Source organism: Gammaproteobacteria bacterium, assembly GCA_041395725.1.
Lineage (GTDB): Bacteria > Pseudomonadota > Gammaproteobacteria > Pseudomonadales > Pseudohongiellaceae > NORP240.
In genome coordinates, this window is sequence record JAWKZW010000001.1 from 1,803,462 (window position 1) to 1,822,943 (window position 19,482).

A 19,482-nucleotide genomic window follows, 5' to 3' on the forward strand; every position below is an offset into this window, starting at 1 on the left:
CCCGGAATTCTCCTGTTACATAACGACAAACTTTGTAACAAGGAAAATCCGTTCGCTGCTCTGACCTCTGATTTACATCAATAAAATTGGTTACCAGAGCACTAAACTGCTCCCGTGATAATGCACATTCTCACCGAATGAAAAACCGGATCAAAGGCGGCCTGATAACGACAGCGCAACGATTCGGTAAGGCTAAAACAGGAGTGGAATATGAAGAAGACCAGATTAATCGGATTGTTCTCGGCGCTGGCTCTGACGCCGGCCCTGGCTGATGCTCAGTCGACTGCTGAGCATCCCACCTACGCGAAGGAAGTGTCGAGGATCATCCAGGACAACTGCCAGATCTGCCACCAACCCGGTCAGATCGGCCCCATGTCGTTTACCAGCTACGAAGAAGTGCGCCCCTGGGCACCGCTTATCGGGCTGAAGGTTGAAGAACGCGAGATGCCGCCCTACCAGTACGACTCAGATATTGGCGTACAGCACCTGAAAGGTGACTGGCGACTGGAAAAAGAAGACATCGATACAATCGTTGCCTGGGTAAATGCCGGCGCGCCAATGGGTAATCCGGAAGATCTGCCGCCACCGCGTGAGTACCCGGCGGTTGGTGAATGGCGTCTGGCGGGAGAGCTCGGCCCACCTGACCATGTGATCAAATCCTCTGCCTGGGATGTGCCCGCCAATGGCCAGGACCTCTGGTGGGAGCCGGAAGTGGACTCCGGTATCACCGAAGAACGCTGCATCAAGGCCATCGAAACACTGCCTTCAGCGGCGGCACATGGTTCCACGCACCACGCCAACTCACACTTCCTGACCCAGGATGAGTACGGGAACTGGGTGCCGGCTGGTCGTCTGTCCGAGTATGCCTATGGCAAGCTTGGCGAATACGTTCCAGAGGGCGCCTGCCGCAAGGCCCCGGCGAACTCCAAGGTAGGCTGGAGCATCCATTACTACCCTGATGGCAAGGCTGTTGCCGACGATCAGGTTTCGGTGGGCATCTGGTACCAGGACGAGGATTTCGATGAAGAGGCTGCCTATCCTCAGGACCTGACTCTTTATTTCCTCGACGGTGGTGGAGACTACATGATTCCGCCTCATGGCACTCTGGTGACCGAGGGCTTCCATTCATTCGATCATCCGGTCCGTATCGACAGCTGGCAGCCACACCTGCACCTGCGTGGGGTCGCCATGTCCATGGAAGTTTTCTACCCGGAAACCGGCCGCAAAGAAATGATCAGCCAGGTTTCCAACTGGAATGCGGGCTGGAACCACAGCCACACCTACGAAGAAGGCTATCAGCCGCTGATCCCCGCCGGTGCGGTGATCATCCTGAAGGCCTGGTATGACAATACCGCCAATAATCCTCGTAACCCTGACCCTGACCAGTGGGTGGGCGCAGGCCAACGGACAACCGATGAAATGTCCCACGCCTGGATTGCTGTTACCCATCTGGATGAAGAGGGCTACGAAAAAATGCTCACAGAGCGGGAAAAGCAAGATCAGCGGACTATGGCTACGCGCTAACAAGCAAAAGGAGAGAGCAACATGAATAATTATCAGAAACTTGCTAAAGGAGCTCTCGCTGGAGCGCTCCTGGCCCTGACCGCAGCGCCGCTGTACGCCCAGCTGCCCGAGCACCTGCGTGACTACCCCCTGGCCGTCCGAGGCGCCACCGGAGAAGCGGTAGCGCCGATGTTCAACGGCTGGATAGGCCGCGAGGATGGCTCGGTCACGATGCTGTTCGGATTCGCGAACCTGAACAGGGAAGCCGCTGTGGACGTCCCCCTGGGACCGAACAACTTCATCGAGCCGGCCCAGTTCGATGGCGGCCAGCCTACCCACTTTCCGGTCTACAGCCGGGGTGGCTTTGTGGGCATTCAGGAGCGTGGTGCTTTTGCTGTCACGGTGCCGGCGGATATGGCCGGTACCGAGGTGGTGTGGACTCTGACCGCCGGCGGGAAGACTTACTCCGTCCCGGGCCGGGCCACATCGACCGCCTACGAGATGAGTGATGGCGAGAGAGCACTTGGGTCCCTGAAGCCGGCTATTCGATTCAATCCCAATGGGCCTGAGTCTTTCGGTGTAGAGGGTATCTATGCTTCGCAGATCACTACCAAAGTGGGTGCTCCGGTAACCTTGACCGCTTATGTGCAGGACCGTGGCAACCGGGCGGCCTACCCGGAAAACGAAATGCTGCTCTACCCGCTTGGCACCGAGTGGCTTCTGCATCAGGGGCCGGCACTGCCTGAGTTTGACCAGGCCTTGATTACTGGTCGGGAGCGGGCCGCCGAGGGTGGCGAAAGCGCCCAGGCTGGCAGCAATGGCTGGATGGAAGTCACAACCCGGGCTACCTTCCCCGAGCCGGGAGAATACGTCGTTCGACTACGGGTGGACAACTTCACTGCGCCGGACAGCCAGTTCGACAATGTGTGCTGCTGGTCAAACGCGTACGTGCCGGTGACGGTCACCGAATAGGTCCCACCTTCACCAGCGAGCAGGTAACGCCCCGAACCGGCAATGGTTCGGGGCGTTTTCAGTTTCGGGATTGAAAAGCCTGCCTGCAGCAGTTCCAGCTTGCCTGTCAGTCCCTGTTTCTGGCACCCGCAGACCATTGTTCGGCTGGACAATGTCCGGTATCGGAGCTACCTTTTGTCCTTCTCTGCAGCCCCGGGCCGGCAGCACGACCATCCCGCGTCAAATGCCCCAGAGCGCTGTGTCAGTCAACCCGATGGTTCAGACAAGGTGGCAGCAAACGTGAAACCGGCATTAAAAAAGTCCAGGAAGGTCCTGCTGGGCCTGATTCTCCACTCAGCGCTGGCAGGCGCCCAGATCCCGCAGGAAATTGTGCCCATTGATCCAGGCCTTGCCGGAACTTTTGAAAGTCTGACCCAGGATGCGCGGGTGGTGGACGCCCTGGAGCAGATTCGTCGCAATGAGCCGGCTACCATCGAAGAACAACTGCGCATGACAGAAATTCCTGCACCGCCTTTCATGGAAGAGGAACGGGCCAGGTATTTTCTGCAGCAACTTCAAGCCCGGGGCATCGGTGATGCCTACCTCGACGCCGAGGGCAACGCCATCGGTATCCGTCGCGGCAGTGGCAATGGCCCCACCTTCCTGATTGCCGCCCACCTCGATACTGTGTTTCCTCCCGAGGTCGACACTACCGTGGAATTCCGCGATGGCCGCTACTACGCACCCGGTATCGGGGATGACACCCGGGGTCTGGCAGCGCTGCTGGCGGTACTCGACAGCCTGAACGCCAGCGGCATCGATACGGTTGGTGACGTCATTTTCGCTGGCAACGTGGGCGAGGAGGGACGCGGCGACCTGCGGGGTATCAAGGCTATATTCCGTGATTTCCCCGAGCTTGACGGCTTCGTTTCCATAGACGGCGTCAGTCTGCAGCGGATCACCGTGGGAGGAACCGGCAGTCGCCGCTTCGAGTTTGTCTTTACTGGTCCTGGCGGGCATTCCTTCGGCGCTTTTGGTATGGCCAGCGCCATTCATGCCATGGGCAGAGCGATCGCCAAGATCGCCGAGCTTCGCACCCCCGAAGACCCCAAGACCACCTTTACCGTCGGCACTGTTGGCGGTGGTACATCTGTCAACTCTATCGCCGCGGATGCCGTGCTGGCCCTGGATATGCGTTCCAATGACCGGGACGAGCTGGCGCGGCTGGAGCAACAGGCCCGGCACGCTGCCCTGGAGGCAGTAGCGGAAGAGAATGCCCGTTGGAATAACGGCGAAATTCAGGTGGAGTTCCGGCTGATCGGGGATCGCCCGGTAGGGCGGACTTCCACTCAGACTCCACTGGTGCAGGCGGCGGCCCTGGCTTTCGACACCGCCGGTATCGAGCTGGAGGGGCTGAGAACTTCCAGCACCGACTCCAATCTGCCCATGTCTCTGGGCATACCCGCCATTACCATTGCCGGAGGTGGTGAAGGAGGTGGTGCACACTCGCCGGACGAATGGTTTGCGCCAGGTGACAGTTCCCATGTCGGTCCCCAGGTTGCCCTGCTCATTACCCTGGCCATGGCAGGAATCGAGGGTGTCAGCGCGCCGCTTCTCGAAGAGCGTGGTGTTGAGACCGCTGACTAGCGGCCTGCGAAACGGTATCTAAGGAACCTCTGACAGGCGAGCCCACTGACGAGGCGCCTTGCCGCCGGCATGCGTCGGCCTGTCAAGGCGAGGCAACGAAGGCAGTGGGCTCGTCTGAAAGCCAGAGCGATTCCATAATTAAGCAGAGATTCCCTAAAGCCGTTCAGCGGCAAGGGCTGCAGTGCAGTGCGCTGAAAGCGCGTTTCAATGATATTCAGTGACCCGGTGCGCCGGTTAAAGTTGATCTTGCTCAACGAGCTGACTCCTATTCAGAGTAGTGTTAAAGACACGGCGCAGCATTTCGCATGGCCGTGATTTGTGCCTTTGATAGGAGTTGAAATTGATGAGTAACAGAATAGCAACAACGCTGGTTGCCCTGACTTTGCTGCTGGGGGCTTCCACGGTGCTGGCTCAGGGCGAGAACCCATTCATTGGTTCCTGGGATATCGACCTGTCGGCGTCCGATTTTGGCAGCGCTACACCCCCCCTGAACATGTCACGCTCGTACACGGATCTTGGTAACGGCAGCTACGCGTACCAGGTGGCCAGGGTGGCACTGGATGGGACTTTGAGTCTCACGTCAGCGATTTACACCTACAGTGGGGAAGAATATCCCATCGTAAGCTTTGATGAGCTGCCGGCACCCGCCATGATTTCCTACCGCAAGATCAATGAAACCACCGTGGAATACACCGTGCGTGTGGGTGGGGAGGTGTCCCAGATCGGGGCAAAGTTTATTTCCCCTAATTATCAGCAGCTTACAATTTCGATCCAGTACCCGGATTCGGATCAGGAGAACCAGATACTGGTCTTCAACCGACGGCGCTAGGACGCTGCAGGACAACGCTTCGGGCCGGAAAACCCGGCCGGGGCGTCAACTGTTACACAATTTGTAACACTTTGGGGCGTTAAAAATTGACATAGATCAGTAAAACCTGGCCCCCTCCGCGCAAAATGCTTACTAAGGCGTTCCCGAAGCGCCAGGCGCACTGGCAGTCTGACTCAGAAAGCAGTACGAAAGGAGGCCGGTGTTCTGAAGCTCGAAGAGATTGTTTCGAGTGCTTCGAAAGGATGCACAAACCTGGATACAGACAGTTGTAAGGCTGTAAAACTGAAAATGAAAAAGAGAGCCGGTTGGCGATCTTATTGATGGCACGGTTACAGTGCCATTTATACATTGGAGAGGAGTTGATTATGAAAACAACTAGATTATTAGGGCTGGTCTCTGCGATGGCTTTGCCTGCGCTTGCCGGAGCACAGGAAGCGCCTACCTACGCACGCGAAGTTTCCCGGATCATGCAGGAAAACTGCCAGGGCTGTCACCAGCCGGGACAGATAGGTCCCATGTCGTTTACCAGTTACGAAGAAATCCGCCCCTGGGCCCCGCTTATCAAGATGCGTGTGGAGCAGCGGGAAATGCCTCCTTACCAGTATGATTCCGACACCGGTGTTCAACACCTGAAAGATGACTGGCGGTTGGCGCAGGAAGACATCGATACCATCGCTGCCTGGGTAGATGCCGGTGCACCGCTGGGTAACCCGGAAGATCTGCCACCCGCCAGGCAGTATCCGGCTGTTGGCGAATGGCGACTGGCGGCCGAACTGGGCCAGCCTGACCACACCATCAAGTCCTCCCCCTGGGATGTTCCGGCCAATGGCCAGGACCTGTGGTGGGAGCCGGAAGTAGACTCCGGTCTGACCGAGAGCCGCTGCATCAAGGCGGTTGAAACTCTGCCATCGGCTGCCGCTCATGGTTCAACACACCATGCCAACTCCCATTTCCTGGTACTGGATGAAGAAGGTAACTGGGTAAGAGGTGACCGCCTGTCCGAATTTGCCTTCGGCAAACTGGGTGAGAAAGTGCCTGAAGGCGCCTGCCGCAGGGTTCCGGCCAACTCCAAAGTAGGCTGGAGCATTCACTACTACCCCGATGGCAAGGCTGTGCCCAACGATCAGGTCACGGTAGGCATCTGGTATTACGACGAAGAAGACAACTTTAATGAGGGAGACTCTTACCGGCAGGATCTGCGTTCTTACAACCTGAGCGGCGGTGGTGACTACCTGATTCCTCCTCACGGTACGCTGATGACTCAGGGTTTCCATTCCTTCGATCATCCAGTACGCATCGACAGCTGGCAGCCGCACCTGCATCTCCGCGGTGTCGCCATGTCCATAGAGATGTTTGATCCCAACAGTGGACGTCGCGAAATGATCAGCCAGGTCTCCAACTGGAACGCGGGCTGGAACCACAGTCATACTTATGAAGAAGGCTACCAGCCGCTGATTCCAGCAGGTGCCACACTCATCCTGACTGCCTGGTACGACAATACCGCCAACAATCCGCGTAACCCGGATCCGGACCAGTGGGTTGGCGCAGGCCAAAGGACTACTGACGAAATGTCTCATGCCTGGATTGCCGTGACCCATCTGGACGAAGCGGGTTATGAAAAGATGCTGGAAGAGCGTGATGAAAGGGATCGTGCCGCCATGACAGGAGAGAGTGGCGAATGATAAAAGCCAAGCAACTCGCTAAGGGAGCGCTCGCTGGAGCGCTCCTGGCCCTGACTGCAGCACCTCTGTACGCCCAGTTACCGGAACACCTGCGCGATTATCCGCTGGCCACCCGGGGTGGCAGCGGTGAATCGGTAGCACCCATGTTCAACGGCTGGATTGCCAACGAAGACGGCTCCGTGCAGATGATCTTCGGGTTTGCAAACCTGAACCGTGATAACGAAATAGACGTTCCGTTAGGACCGGACAACTACCTGGAGCCAGCCCAGTTTGACGGCGGGCAGCCTACCCACTTTCCGGTCTACCGGCGAGGTGGTTTTGTCGGCATCCAGGAGCGTGGCGCCTTTGCCATCACGGTACCGGCGGAAATGGCCGGCACCGAGGTGGTGTGGACTCTGACCTCCGGCGGCAAGACCTATTCTGTCCCTGGTCGCGCCACGTCGACCGCCTATGAAATGAGTCACGGCGAACGAGCGTTGGGTTCCCTTAAGCCGGTTATCCGGTTTAATCCCAATGGGCCGGAAGCGGGTGATGTACAAGGCATCTATGCGTCCAGGATAACTACCAAAGTTGGTGAGCCTGTGACCCTGACTGCCTATGTGCAGGATCGCGGCAACCGGACGGACTACCCTGAAAACGAAATGCTCCTCTACCCACTGGGTACCGAGTGGCTTCTGCACCAGGGACCGGCAGTGCCCGAGTTTGACCAGGCGAGAGTTTCCGGTCGGGAACGGGCCGCCGAGGGTGGCGAAAGCGCCCAGAGCAGCAGCAACGGCTGGGACGAAGTGACCACCCAGGCTACCTTCTCTGAGCCGGGTGAATACGTCGTTCGACTGCGGGTGGACAACTTCACTGCGCCGGACAGCAAGTTCGACAATGTGTGCTGCTGGTCGAATGGGTATGTGCCGGTTACTGTAACCGAGTAAGTCTGAAGGAAGATCGGATCGGCTCTTTTTATGGATTTAAAGAGCCTTTCTTCTCCAATGTAAAATGCCCCGGGCAGTTGCTGTCCGGGGTTTTTTTTGCGCTTTAATCTACGCTCGAATGGGGCGTCGAGTCACAGGGTGACTAGAGCAGGCAACTGGGGCCGTTAGTTTCCCGTCTCTTCCTCTGTGGCTTCGAAAAGCTGCGCTGAGGCAATCCTTCAGTCTTACCATGCTACTGAAGCAACAAATGTAACGAAATGAGATGATCAGAGTTCCTTTCAAAGCCTATTTTAAGAGTATTACAGCCGATAGAGTCCTGTCGCCAGTGCGTGATCTGATAGTCGCTCAGCTGGACGAGCAGGTCAGAATTCTGGAAGTTGGTTGTGGTACGGGCGATTTATTATTCCGGGCATCCCACAGAATTGAATATGGTTTCGGAGTCGACCTCGACCATCGCATGATTGCGTTTGCTGCTGCGAGAATGCAGAAAGAAAAGCACCCGAATCTCAGGTTTGAAAATCAGGACATTACTGCCTTGACCGATTCGTTGGGACAGAATTTTGATGTTGCCACGAGTACGCTGTGCCTGCATGAGATGCGGGAGCAGGATGCCATCACCACCTTGAAGTTACTCACCCGTGTTGCATCGAAATTGATTATCGCGGATTACGGTGCTCCTAAAACCCAATGGGGCAAAGCATCAATAGAGCTGGACGAATTGATCTCCGGTCATTATCGCAGGTTTGCGCATTATCGGAGTGCTGGTGGAATGCCCAATCTGGCCAGGCTGGCCGGATTACATCTTCATGCCGAGATAGAAACGCCAATCGACGGTATTTATATCTGGATATTGAACGGTACTGAGGACAGAGAACTGACGGAGCCGGAGTGAGTGCCGGGGCTTTGATTGCCCATGTCTCGTCGCGGTGCAGGAACGCCCGATGAAGGTCCTGACCAGGTGGTCACTCGTCAGAAGTCTGGTATTCTCGTGAGAACCCGGCTTTTGGCATGTATCCTGCGTCAGAAAGTGGATAAAAACCCGCTGACAGACAGCGACACACTTTTTCCTGCTGTGTCAGGGATTCACGCCTGACCGTTGACAGTTATCTGACTTGAGGATGCACAAGATGAATTCAAAAACTGCACCGTTTTGTTGCTTTTCCCCTGGCCTTTTTCAGCCGGTAGTTCTGGTGCGGGCGCTGGCCGCCTGGTTGGTAACCGGGCTGATCTGCTTGCCCGTGAATGCCCAGGACTTCGATGTGCTGATTACTGGTGGTCGTATTGTGGACGGCACCGGTAATCCCTATTTCTATGGTGACGTGGGTATCAGCGGCGACAGTATCGTCGCCGTGGGGCGGCTGGAGGGTGCCACTGCGTCCCGGACAATCGACGCCCAGGGCCTGGTCGTTGCGCCCGGGTTTATCGATCTCCATACCCATACCGATCTGCTTGGAAACGGCCGGGCCGAGAGCAAGATTCGCCAGGGCGTAACCCTCGATATTATGGGCGAAAGAGACAGCGTGGCGCCACGGGACGGGTTGCCGCAGGAAGCCGGCCGCCCGTCCTGGACAACTTTCAGCGAGTACTTTGACCTGCTGGAAGAGCAGGGTATCGCCATGAATATCATCTCCCATGTTTCAGAGGGGCAATTGCGCCTGGTGGTGATGGGCTATGACCCGGGGCCTGCCAGCGCGGCACAGTTGGCGCGGATGCGCGCGCTGCTGGAGCGCTCACTGAAGGAAGGTGCCTGGGGTCTGGTCACACGCTTTGAAAGCGGCGGGACGCCGCATCCCGAAGAGGTGCTGTCCCTGGCAGCGCTGACCAGGTCCTACGGCAGCGTCTATTTTTCCCACGTGGGTTCCGAGGGCTATGAGCAGCAGGATGAGTTTGATTTTGCGTTCCGGGTGGCCGAGGAAACAGGTATTCCAGTCCACATTCTGCACCTGAAGGTGCGTGGGCAACAGATCTGGGATGAAATGCCCAATTACGTGCAGCAGATCAATGCTGCCCGCAACCGTGGCCTGGACATCACGGCGAATCAGTATCCTTATACGGCCATGAGCCATGGCTGGAGCGCCAATTTTCCCTTATGGATGCGGGAGGAAGGACCGGAGCGATTTACCGAAATGCTGCGGGATCGTTCCCTCAGAGAGCGTATCAAGTCCGATCCCGAGTTTATCGCCTGGTCACAGGAGCATGGCTGGTGGGAAGGCATCGCCATGGCCAGGGCCAGTACACCGGAAGTAAAGGTCTATGAAGGTATGCGTCTGGTGGATATTGCGGCCAGGCGCGGAGACGCCGACCCGGCAGATACCATGATCACCCTGATGGCGGCCGAAGAGGGTAATATTTCCGGCGTTTTTCATAATCAGTCCGAAGACAATGTGCGCCTGGTCATGCGCCAGCCCTGGGTATCTATCGCCAGTGATGGCTCCGCGATTGACCTGAATGCGTCCGGGGTTCCTCACCCCCGCAATTACGGCACGAATGTGCGGGTGCTTGGCAGGTACGTTCGCGAGGAAGCGGTACTCAGCCTGGAAGACGCGATTCGTAAAATGACTTCCCTGCCGGCGCAGATTCTCGGTCTTGACGACCGCGGAATTCTGAAACCCGGCTTTGCAGCGGATGTCGTGTTGTTCGACCCGGATACGGTGAGTGACACCAACAGCTTTGAATATCCAAAATCCTATGCCTATGGTGTGCCTTTCGTGCTGGTAAACGGGGAGCTGGTAATCGATCAGGGAATTCACACCGGCGCCATGCCCGGCAGGGTCCTGCGGGGACCCGCTTACGAGCCCTGAGCGTTTGTACCTGAAGTTATTCGCTATCAAGTGAGAGATAAATAAGAGCCCGGTGTGAGGCTACTGAGAGGCGCGATATCTTTCGGCGCATTGCCTCCGAAAACTCAGAGGTATGAGGAATCCGGGCTTGTGCGATATTTACAAAATCAGGCGCTCTCGCTAGTCTTGATCGCATCCGCTATCTGACTGAAGGCTGAAACTATGACACTTACTCGTCGGCAACTGATGGCTGCCTGTGGACCGCTGACTATTGGCGTAGCGGGATTTTCGAAGCTCGCGAGCGCCGCAGTCAGCCCGGGGGTCAACCACAAAAAGTTGAAGCCTAAAGCACTGCAGCCAGGTATGACGGTGGGGCTGGTGACACCCGCCAGCAACGTGCCGGAAGATGAGGAGCTTTATGCGGCAATGGACCTCGTGCGCTCTCTGGGGTTTTCCGCAAAACCGGCCGCCAATCTTTTCCGCCGTACCCAATACCTGGCCGGTTCCGACCGGCAGCGGGCCGATGATCTCAATGCCATGTTCGCGGACCCGGAAGTCGACGCGGTTTTCTGTGTCAGAGGCGGATACGGCTCGGGCAGGTTGCTGCGCTATCTTGATTACGACAGCATCGCAGCCAATCCAAAAACATTAATGGGTTATAGCGACATTACGGCCATCTTGAATGCGATCACTCTGCGAACCGGATTGGTCACCTTCCACGGGCCCATAGCGGGCGGTAATTTTTCCGATTACACCTACCAGCAGTATTTAAAGGTTCTGGTGGAGCCGGGGCCAACTACGCGCATTGGTGAGCCGCCTGAATTCGAAACCCGCCCCGGAGTCATCGACTGGGAGAATCGGCTGACGACTATTGTGCCCGGTGTGGCAGAAGGCCACTTGCTTGGCGGTAATCTATCCTTGATGGTGACGCTGCTGGGCACACCATTCGAACCACGCTTTGAGGGTGCTATCCTGTTTCTCGAAGATGTCTCCGAACCGCCCTACAGTGTCGATCGTATGCTCACGCATCTGTGGATGGCCGGCAAGCTGGAGCAGGTTGCGGGCATCGTACTGGGCAAGTTTACCGACGATGACTACGACAGTAATACGTTCAGTATGGAGCAGGTGTTTCGCGATCGCCTCGAGCCTCTGGGCATTCCCGCATTGCGTGGCACGATGATCGGACACATCGAGGATAAAACCGTAGTACCCCTTGGCATTCGGGCCCGGCTTGACGCGGATTCCGGTGCTTTGACTTTGTTGGAGACTGCGGTCAGCTGACTGAATCTGAAACTGCCGGACTTTCTGTGATTTCCAACTCGGATGGTAAGCTGTCGTTTCGTCTATTTGAGTCTCAGCCGCCATTTCATCTACACCAGTTTAACAGCGACATTTCGCCAGTTCTAACGTCTTCCTTGCTGCGTGCCTGACGTTTCTCCTCAGCCCGCTGTTATCAGGAATTATTTTCCAGGCTCGCTGGGTGTGTGTTTGTCCCACAGCTCCCGGGGTCAGCTCAGGATAGCCATGCAGCGGGCGAGCTTCCCAGCTCACAGGCGGGCAGGCCCCATTCCATCGGCGTGCCAGCAATCGAGAGAGCAGGTTTAAGCCGATGGGCCTTTCCCCAGGAAGTTGCTTCTATTGCGTTTGAAAAATCCCTGGGCAGAGGCTCTTTCGTCAGCGTTCTGTCTTCGTCTTGCGGATACGCACACAACAATTCAGCGGTCCGGGCAAGCGAAAGATGTGCGCTGCGCCGTTCATCAGCGCTGATAGCCATCGAGATCGCCCTGATCGCAGCCGCTGCCATCAGATACCCTGTGGCATGATCCAGGGCCTGCACGGGCAGGGGAGTCGGCCGGTCCTGCCTTGCCCATTCCATGCCGGAGTTGGCGATGCCGCAGCTCATTTGCACCAGGCTGTCGAAACCACGCCGCCTGGACCAGGGCCCGGTCCAGCCATAGGCGTTAAGAGAGACTTCAATCAGGGCAGGGGCGATTCGAAGGCGCGTGTCCGGGTCATAACCCAGTCTGCTGAGTGCGTCCGGTCGGTAGCCGTGGATCAGTAGATCTGCGCGGGCCAGCAACTCCTCAAAAACATGTCGATCGTTGCGCTGGTTCAGGTCAAGTGAGCAACACCGCTTACCCAGGGAAATATCTGGCACTACACCAGGTTCATCCCAGGCAGGTGGGTCGATGCGCAAAACTTCAGCGCCAAACCCTGCCAGCGTTCTACTCGCCACCGGGCCGGCGAGAACGCGAGTGAGATCCAGTATTCGCAATCCATTCAGTGGTCGGCTGCGCCTGGGTTGCCAGGGTCGAATTTTACCCTGGCGGGTTTCGCCCCAGTCGATCAACGATTCTGACGCGACGGCCTTACCCTGAGGATGGGCCATCCAGTCGTCGCGGGACCGCATGGCTGCAGCTACGCCGCCATTATTTACTATCTCCGTTTCCAACGCACCCGCCTGCCAGGTCAGCATGGCCTGCTTAACTTTTTCGCGCCGGTAGTCAGTCTCTAACACCTGCAGGGCGGCGACTCGATGATGTGGCAGATTGGTATGAATTCTGATCCACCCATTGCTGGTTTCGTAGTCACCAGCGATTGCATCCCAGACCGGCGGCAACTGCCAATCGATAGGATGCACGGACTGAGCGAACCAGAGCGAGGCGAGTCGTCTATCAACCTGGATTGCGGGTTGAGTATTCACAAGATTCAGTGCGTCCTGCAGGTTTGCGATCGCGCAGCCAACCGCCGCGATAGATGAGGCTGCCAGTTCAGATACGGCGAAACAGGAGGGCAATCGCTGCTCACCGACTGTGGTCGCGGTTTCCTTGAGATTCAGTGCGGTGTAAATTTCATTCATGGGTTCGAATCTTTTCTATCAAGTGTCAATCGCGAGTCAGACGCCTGTTGTTTCCTTCGGTTGGCTTTGCTCTCTATGCCATCTGAAAAACGGAAAGCGGCATCTGACTGGCACTGCGATCCTTCACCGTCCCTTTGTCCATGTATTTCCTATCAGGATGGTAAAAGTAAGTGAAAACAGTACGTAGTAGACAATGAGGATCAGGTAAGGCCTTTGCTGTTTGAAACAGGATACATTCGAGAGCTGGAGCAAGGCTGTTACATTAGTTCCATAGATCTGTTAATGAATCTGTACTATTGGGAAATCCACTTCTGATGCCGCCTGGTTTTTGTAGTCCAGGAAGCATTGATTGCTGGAATTTAACCATAACCATCCAGGCAGCGGTACTGCAAATCAGAGGATCCTTAGTTGAAACAGGAGGTTGGGGGAATCAGTGCTGCGTGTACCAGGGGACATTGGGTTGTTCAATATTTGCAGATCCATACGCTCTGCCCCGCGTGTATCCAGTCCCTTTGATTCGAATTGACTCAGGCATCAGTCGGGAAATAAGGGATAAGAAAAATTAGGCGGTTTCTTTTAGTTCTCCTCTGATGTCCTATTGTAAAATACCAACACAGGGCTGCACTCGCCGACCGGCAATTCACTATAGGTTCCTTAAGGAATCCTTCAAGCAGTCTTTGTTTAACAGTTTCGCGCCACCGTAACGCTACCGTGCAAAGTTCCCAATCGAGACCCAAGGTACATGACAATAGTGAATGAGACGGTGCAGCCAGCGGAACGCAAAAACCATAGGCACAGGGTAACCCTCCGCAAGTCTTTGCGCTGCTCTCAGCAGGAAGCTGTCGCGTCCGCGACAATGACCGGGACCAACGATAATTTTCTCAATGCCTTTGCGATTTCCCTGCAGGCTACCGCTATGCAGATGGGCTGGTTGACCGCATTGCCTCAACTGTCGGGTGCCATCTGGCAGATTATTTCCGTCTGGCTGGGTAATCACTTTACCCGGAAACCGCTGGTGGTGACTGTGGCAATACTGCAGAGTGGGCTGGTCGGTCTGATGGCATTACTATCGACAGCCTTTGGCCTGGGAGCACTGCAAAGCAGCCGGGTGTATCTGCTGATCGCGTTGGCAGTGGGCTATTTCACCTGCATCAATATAATCCAACCGCACTGGCGTGCCTGGATGGGCAGCCTGGTGCCGCGATCGCGGCGGGGTGTTTTCTTTGCGGCCCGTTCCAGACTGACCATGGCCGCTTCACTGATGATTTTCATCGGCGGTGGCATTCTGCTCTCTTGGACTGATAGGGCTGATCGGGTCTGGCTGGGGTTTGCTCTGTTGTTTGGCGTGGCAGCAACCGGGCGTCTGGTCTCGGCGCTGTTACTTTGGCAGATGCACGACCCGGAGCCGGAGGCATCGAAGAGCGCCATGCGGTTGCGTGACAGCTGGCTGCATATCGCCGAATCACTGAAAGACCCGACATTCCGCCATTACAGCTTTTTTGTTGCCGCTCTGCAGGGGGCGGTTGCTATTTCGGCACCGTTCTTTGCAGTCTATATGTTGCGCGATTTACAGTTCACCTACCTGCAGTTCAGCCTGAACAGTATCGCGTCCATCGCGACTCAGTTCATGATGCTGCGCTTCTGGGGCCGCTTCGGTGATCGTTTCGGTAATCATCTGATGATGGTGATCTGCAGTTGTTCAATTCCGTTGATTCCGCTGCTCTGGCTGGTCTCACCAGAGCCCCTGTACCTGATCTGCGTTCAAATCGTGTCGGGAATCTTCTGGAGCGGGTTTACTCTGAGCACGGCGAATTACTTGTATGATATTCGCCCACACCAGACTAACTTTGCCCTTTACGCGGCTGTGCAATCGGGCACCAGTGCTTTGATGGTGGCCATTGGTGGAGTATTTGGCGGTTATCTGGCTCGGCATGCCACCGACATTTCAGAATCTCTGGCGGAGTTCTGGCAACCGGGCAGTGCGTTATTTGTCGTATTCGTTTCAACTTCGGTAATAAGGGCGCTGGTAGTCGCCTGCTTTGTGCCGATCTTAAAGGAGCCGGAGATCCGCAAGCGGCCCAGGCTTCTCGATGTGATCTTGCGCGTTGCACGAATCAACGCAATTTCCGGCGTTGCGCTGGACTGGATGAGTGTTACACGCAAGGATGTTTCTACGGATGAGCCGGAAGATCGGGAGTGACACGGAAGCGGTGCAATGAAAACATCTGTCACCGTACAGCCGGCACGTTGGCAGTTGTCCGCTGGGAAACACTAAGCCCCCATTTTTCGCAGTTCCTTCTGACTGAAAATGTTTCGGGCGAGTATTGCGCTTTTCAGGATTAGGAATATGCTACCTGTCGCATAGCAGTTGGGTTTTCTTTTCCGGCGAATTGGCTATAAAGCAGCAAATGCTGCTCTGGGAGTTGCCGCCAAGGAAAGCAGATCGACTGGATTGCCAGCGGCAAAGCCTGTGCTCCTTGCCTCCCCTGAGGCGGCAGGAAACCAGGGCTCCGTTACTTTTGCAGAACCGGGTTGGTGCCGGATCCCGCGATAGGTTCAGGTATGCGAAATTGAACGATATGGAAAGATATGGAACGATAGATCAGATGTAAGCCGACGCAGGTATTGAATGCGTCAGTCACTATTACTGCTACGCAATTGTCTGTTACTAACCTAACGGTGTGTTGGCAGGCCGTTCAATAGCATACAGCTCATCCTTTGGCCAAGAAAACAGGGGATAGCGAGGGTTGGAAGAGGAAAGATTGGAGCCGGAAAGCACGAAGAAAGGCTGGCTAGGTCTGCATGCTACTGTTCGTGCGAGGTCAGTCTTAAAGGGCCCGGAAAACTTATGTCATCGAAATCGCGGTAAACCAGCCAATGGATAATATCCTCATTGAATTGACCCGAATCGTGCAGGCTGTTGCTCTGCTTAACGATCCACAGGAGCAGGTAAAAACGATTGTTGATTCGATCAGTAAAACCTTGCAACAGGACGTATGCAGCCTTTATCGCATAGACCAGGAAGCAAAGGCACAGTTGCTGGCATCTAAAGGGCTGATAGCGGAAGACTATGTGAGCCTGCCTCCAGGTAAGGGGTTGGTTGGTCTGGTGGTCAAGAGTAAACATTCGGTTAATCTCGCTGACGCCGCCGCGCACCCTCATTACTACAATCTACAACATTCCAACGAACATACGTTCAAGAGTTTCTGTGGTGTCCCGCTGGTACGGTCCGGCAAGGTCATTGGAGTCCTGGTCGTTCAGAGTAAGCGGGCCGTTAAACTTAACATGGAATTGGAAGCCTTCCTGGTCACACTCGCCTCACAACTGGCGATGATTGTAGCGGGCATTCCATCTACTGTGCTGGAAAGCTCAGCTCAGAACCGAGTGCTGTCCGGAATGGTTGGCGCGCCGGGTATTGCCGTTGGCAGGATTCAACTGAGTCTCGGCGCCAGATTGGCGGAAGTGCCGGATGCGAAATGTGATGATGCTGATGCAGAAATAAGTTGCCTCTATGAATTATTGAAGGCCGTCCAGGCAGAGATAGAAGTCGAGAAGCAACTCGTCGGCAAAGACATACCAGAGAATGTCGCACGCATTTTTGACACATACTCTCAGCTGCTATCGGACAAGGTGCTGGTTCAACGCATCGAATCCGAGATTCAGGCAGGCAACTGGTTGCCTGGGGCTTTACGCGTCGCAATCCAGCACTATACCCAGCTCTTTAACGCCATGACCGACCCCTACTTACGGGCGCGCTCTGAAGACATGGAAAATCTGGGAGATAAACTGCTGGCGGTGTGGTCCGGGCAGAAAATGGAGCAGGTAGAACTGCACGCCGATCAGGAGTCAATAATCCTCGTGGGTACACAGGTCAGTGTGTCAGATATTGCCCGGGTTCCCAGTAAACTGATAGGAGCTGTAGTGTGTTCTGAAGGGTCCAGCCTGTCCCACGCGGCTGTGCTGGCTCACGCGCTTGGTATTCCCGCGGTGATGGGGGTTCGGGAAATAAAGGAGCTGAAGTCTGGAGACAGATTAATCGTCGATGGCTACAGTGGGCAACTTATCGTCCATGCCAGTGAGGCAATTATAAATGAATATCTGCAGATCCTGGGCGAAGAACAGCGGCACCGGAAACTCCTTGACGCCCTGCGCGACAAGGAGGCCATTACCAAAGATGGGGTACGCATTACGCTGCTGGTCAACACGGGTTTGCTGGCGGACATAACGCCCGGGTTGAACAGCGGTGCCGAAGGTATAGGCCTGTATCGCACCGAGATTCCCTTCATGATTCGCGACTGTTTCCCGGCAGAAGAGGAGCAGATAGAGTTCTACAGTGAAGTGCTGAACGCCTATAAAGGTAAGCCTGTCTATATGCGCACGCTGGATATTGGAGCCGACAAGCAACTTCCTTATTTTCCGATACACGATGAGGAGAATCCCGCGCTTGGCTGGCGTGGAATAAGGCTTACGCTCGATGTTATTCAGCTTCTTGTGACACAGGTGCGCGCCATGATTCGAGCGGCGGGAACTGATAATAATCTGCACATAATACTGCCAATGGTTACTTCCCTGGACGAAATCCTGACATTCAACGAAATGCTGACTGATGTCTGCGGCCAGCTAACAGACGAGGGACATCAATTCATTCGCCCCGCTGTGGGTATCATGATTGAAGTTCCTGCCGTGATTTCGCAGATTGAAAATTTCAGCCCACTTATCGACTTTATTTCCATTGGAACCAACGACCTCAGCCAGTTTTTGTTAGCTATCGACCGTAACAATGCCAGGGTTGCCAATCGATATGACAATGTCCATCCGGCGGTACTGAGCGAGATCAATCGGATTGTGAAGGCCGCCGACAAATGCAGGTTGCCGGTTTCCATCTGTGGCGAAATGGGTGCAGACCCGATAGCAGCGGTTCTGCTTATCGGCATGGGTGTAAGACAGATCAGCATGAGTGCGGCTATGCTTCCGGAGATCAAGAACATGATCAGGATGTTGAAGCAGTCCAGCGCCAGTTCGCTGGCAGAGCGTGCACTTAAGATGGGGAAAGCGCAGGAAATCCGGCAGGCAGTGGAAAAGGAATTGCAAAGTATTGGCTTTCTTGACTGAAAAAATATAGGAGGCAGGAGGAATAATAAGAACCGGTTTTGATTCCTTCGATACCGGACAGCCCTGTCTTTGTAGCGTGAAAGTGGTACAGGAGGAAAGCAACCCGGTGCGGAGTTCCGCTCTTTACTCTGCCAGCCGTGTCTGACCTTCCCAATACACGTTGGTATGCCGTAGTTCGGCAATGTACACAACCCCGATGCCTGGATTTTCAAACAGAGCCCGAATATTCGTCAGTTCTGGATAGAACCGGAGATCAGGCTGCATCAGGTTTGTCAGAACGCCAGGTCGACTCTGCGAGGAGCGGTTAAACTTCTTCGTCAAATCAGGAAAAATATGATGTTTAGCATAACCCGATATTTGCTAGACTCTGCGATGATAGTTCGGCATAGCCCGCTAAGGCCGTATTAATTCTGGCCCAGTTATTCTGAAGACAGCTCGAACATGATCGATCTCGACTGATAAGTTGCTGGATCAATGGGTTAAGCCTCCTGGGTTTAATCACTCAGCAAGTCAGTCTCTAGCTTTTCCAAAGGAGATATACAAAATGAAGCTACTGAAAGTAATACTTTTATCACTGCCCGCAATTATTCTGCTCAATCCAGCTTTCGCCGCCGATGGGCTTCCCATTTCCGGATACAACGCAAGCCGGGACTATCCAGGTGCACACCTGACCCCTGATCCGAATACCGAATACAAGGTATTATTCGACCTGGTAGTCACCGATGACAATCTGGATGATCCTTATCCCATGCTGCCGCTGATTGCGCGCTATGTGAATACATTAGCTAATCTGGGTGTGCCTGAAGAAAATCGCAAGATCGCTGTTGTAATGCATCAGGGTTCCGGGCTGATCGGCTTGAAGAACGAAGAATTCAAAGCTCGCCACGACGGGAAGGACAATCCCAACATTGATCTCATCAAACAGCTTCATGCTGCGGGCGTAACTTTCCATCTCTGCGGGCAGGGTGTGCTATCACGCAATGTAAAGGAAGAGGATCTGCTGGAAGAAATCCAGGTGGACTACTGGGCCCTGACTACTCTTATAGAGCTTGGCCGACAGGGGTATGTGAAGATCGGCGGTTAGGAGTTGAGTTGTAACTCTTTAAGGAACACGGTCGTTGTCAGAATGTAAAGGCGGTGGAGCTCAGAGGCGGAAGAACCTGAATAGCCTCGTGGTTTTTTTACCCTGGGG

Annotated in this window: 13 protein-coding genes; 12 read left to right on the forward strand and 1 reads right to left on the reverse strand. The window is 55.1% G+C overall.

Annotation, left to right across the window (positions count from 1 at the left end; translation table 11 throughout):
* The first annotated feature begins 210 nt into the window (after positions 1–210).
* The 9 genes from R3F50_07880 (at position 211) to R3F50_07920 (ending at position 11,599) form a co-directional block, all read left to right on the forward strand.
* The gene (locus R3F50_07880) at positions 211–1,524 is read left to right on the forward strand and encodes a hypothetical protein (protein MEZ5490225.1); all 1,314 of its coding nucleotides are present in this window, start codon (positions 211–213) and stop codon (positions 1,522–1,524) included.
* A 21-nt stretch (positions 1,525–1,545) separates the two neighbouring features.
* Complete coding sequence (locus R3F50_07885; GenBank protein MEZ5490226.1) at positions 1,546–2,475, forward strand: hypothetical protein; 930 nt, start codon at positions 1,546–1,548, stop codon at positions 2,473–2,475.
* A 279-nt stretch (positions 2,476–2,754) separates the two neighbouring features.
* The gene (locus R3F50_07890) at positions 2,755–4,101 is read left to right on the forward strand and encodes a M20/M25/M40 family metallo-hydrolase (protein ID MEZ5490227.1); all 1,347 of its coding nucleotides are present in this window, start codon (positions 2,755–2,757) and stop codon (positions 4,099–4,101) included.
* A gap of 343 nt (positions 4,102–4,444) precedes the next feature.
* Entirely contained in the window at positions 4,445–4,930 is a 486-nt protein-coding gene (locus tag R3F50_07895) for a hypothetical protein (protein ID MEZ5490228.1), read from the forward strand.
* A gap of 365 nt (positions 4,931–5,295) precedes the next feature.
* Positions 5,296–6,612 carry a hypothetical protein gene (locus tag R3F50_07900; GenBank protein MEZ5490229.1) on the forward strand — a complete coding sequence of 439 codons (1,317 nt, stop codon included), beginning with the start codon at positions 5,296–5,298 and terminating at the stop codon, positions 6,610–6,612.
* Entirely contained in the window at positions 6,609–7,538 is a 930-nt protein-coding gene (locus tag R3F50_07905) for a hypothetical protein (protein MEZ5490230.1), read from the forward strand. The genes R3F50_07900 and R3F50_07905 overlap by 4 nt, the downstream gene beginning before the upstream one ends.
* Positions 7,539–7,863: 325 nt before the next feature.
* The gene (locus R3F50_07910) at positions 7,864–8,430 is read left to right on the forward strand and encodes a class I SAM-dependent methyltransferase (GenBank protein ID MEZ5490231.1); all 567 of its coding nucleotides are present in this window, start codon (positions 7,864–7,866) and stop codon (positions 8,428–8,430) included.
* A 235-nt stretch (positions 8,431–8,665) separates the two neighbouring features.
* Positions 8,666–10,339 carry a D-aminoacylase gene (locus R3F50_07915; protein ID MEZ5490232.1) on the forward strand — a complete coding sequence of 558 codons (1,674 nt, stop codon included), beginning with the start codon at positions 8,666–8,668 and terminating at the stop codon, positions 10,337–10,339.
* A 201-nt stretch (positions 10,340–10,540) separates the two neighbouring features.
* Positions 10,541–11,599, forward strand: coding sequence for an LD-carboxypeptidase (locus R3F50_07920; protein ID MEZ5490233.1), 1,059 nt, complete (start codon positions 10,541–10,543; stop codon positions 11,597–11,599).
* Between the two features lie 232 nt (positions 11,600–11,831).
* On the opposite strand, the gene R3F50_07925 is transcribed toward R3F50_07920, so the two are convergent.
* Positions 11,832–13,178: a CoA transferase gene (locus R3F50_07925; protein ID MEZ5490234.1), complete on the reverse strand. Its 1,347-nt coding sequence runs from the start codon at positions 13,176–13,178 to the stop codon at positions 11,832–11,834.
* 742 nt (positions 13,179–13,920) lie between these two features.
* Between R3F50_07925 and R3F50_07930 the strand changes: the two genes are divergently transcribed.
* The 3 genes from R3F50_07930 to R3F50_07940 all read left to right on the forward strand — a co-directional run bounded on the left by R3F50_07930 (position 13,921) and on the right by R3F50_07940 (position 19,374).
* Complete coding sequence (locus R3F50_07930) at positions 13,921–15,378, forward strand: MFS transporter (GenBank protein ID MEZ5490235.1); 1,458 nt, start codon at positions 13,921–13,923, stop codon at positions 15,376–15,378.
* A gap of 677 nt (positions 15,379–16,055) precedes the next feature.
* Positions 16,056–18,290, forward strand: coding sequence for a phosphoenolpyruvate--protein phosphotransferase (gene ptsP, locus R3F50_07935; protein ID MEZ5490236.1), 2,235 nt, complete (start codon positions 16,056–16,058; stop codon positions 18,288–18,290).
* Positions 18,291–18,834: 544 nt separating this feature from the next.
* The gene (locus R3F50_07940) at positions 18,835–19,374 is read left to right on the forward strand and encodes a DsrE family protein (GenBank protein MEZ5490237.1); all 540 of its coding nucleotides are present in this window, start codon (positions 18,835–18,837) and stop codon (positions 19,372–19,374) included.
* Positions 19,375–19,482: the final 108 nt, after the last annotated feature.

Coding starts and splice junctions, on each gene's coding strand:
- R3F50_07925 (MEZ5490234.1), bottom strand. CDS start 13,178: ATGAATGAAATTTACACCGCACTGAATCTCAAGGAAACCGCGACCACA.
- R3F50_07895 (MEZ5490228.1), top strand. CDS start 4,445: ATGAGTAACAGAATAGCAACAACGCTGGTTGCCCTGACTTTGCTGCTG.
- R3F50_07920 (MEZ5490233.1), top strand. CDS start 10,541: ATGACACTTACTCGTCGGCAACTGATGGCTGCCTGTGGACCGCTGACT.
- R3F50_07940 (MEZ5490237.1), top strand. CDS start 18,835: ATGAAGCTACTGAAAGTAATACTTTTATCACTGCCCGCAATTATTCTG.
- R3F50_07880 (MEZ5490225.1), top strand. CDS start 211: ATGAAGAAGACCAGATTAATCGGATTGTTCTCGGCGCTGGCTCTGACG.
- R3F50_07900 (MEZ5490229.1), top strand. CDS start 5,296: ATGAAAACAACTAGATTATTAGGGCTGGTCTCTGCGATGGCTTTGCCT.
- R3F50_07885 (MEZ5490226.1), top strand. CDS start 1,546: ATGAATAATTATCAGAAACTTGCTAAAGGAGCTCTCGCTGGAGCGCTC.
- R3F50_07930 (MEZ5490235.1), top strand. CDS start 13,921: ATGACAATAGTGAATGAGACGGTGCAGCCAGCGGAACGCAAAAACCAT.
- R3F50_07905 (MEZ5490230.1), top strand. CDS start 6,609: ATGATAAAAGCCAAGCAACTCGCTAAGGGAGCGCTCGCTGGAGCGCTC.
- R3F50_07915 (MEZ5490232.1), top strand. CDS start 8,666: ATGAATTCAAAAACTGCACCGTTTTGTTGCTTTTCCCCTGGCCTTTTT.
- ptsP (MEZ5490236.1), top strand. CDS start 16,056: ATGGATAATATCCTCATTGAATTGACCCGAATCGTGCAGGCTGTTGCT.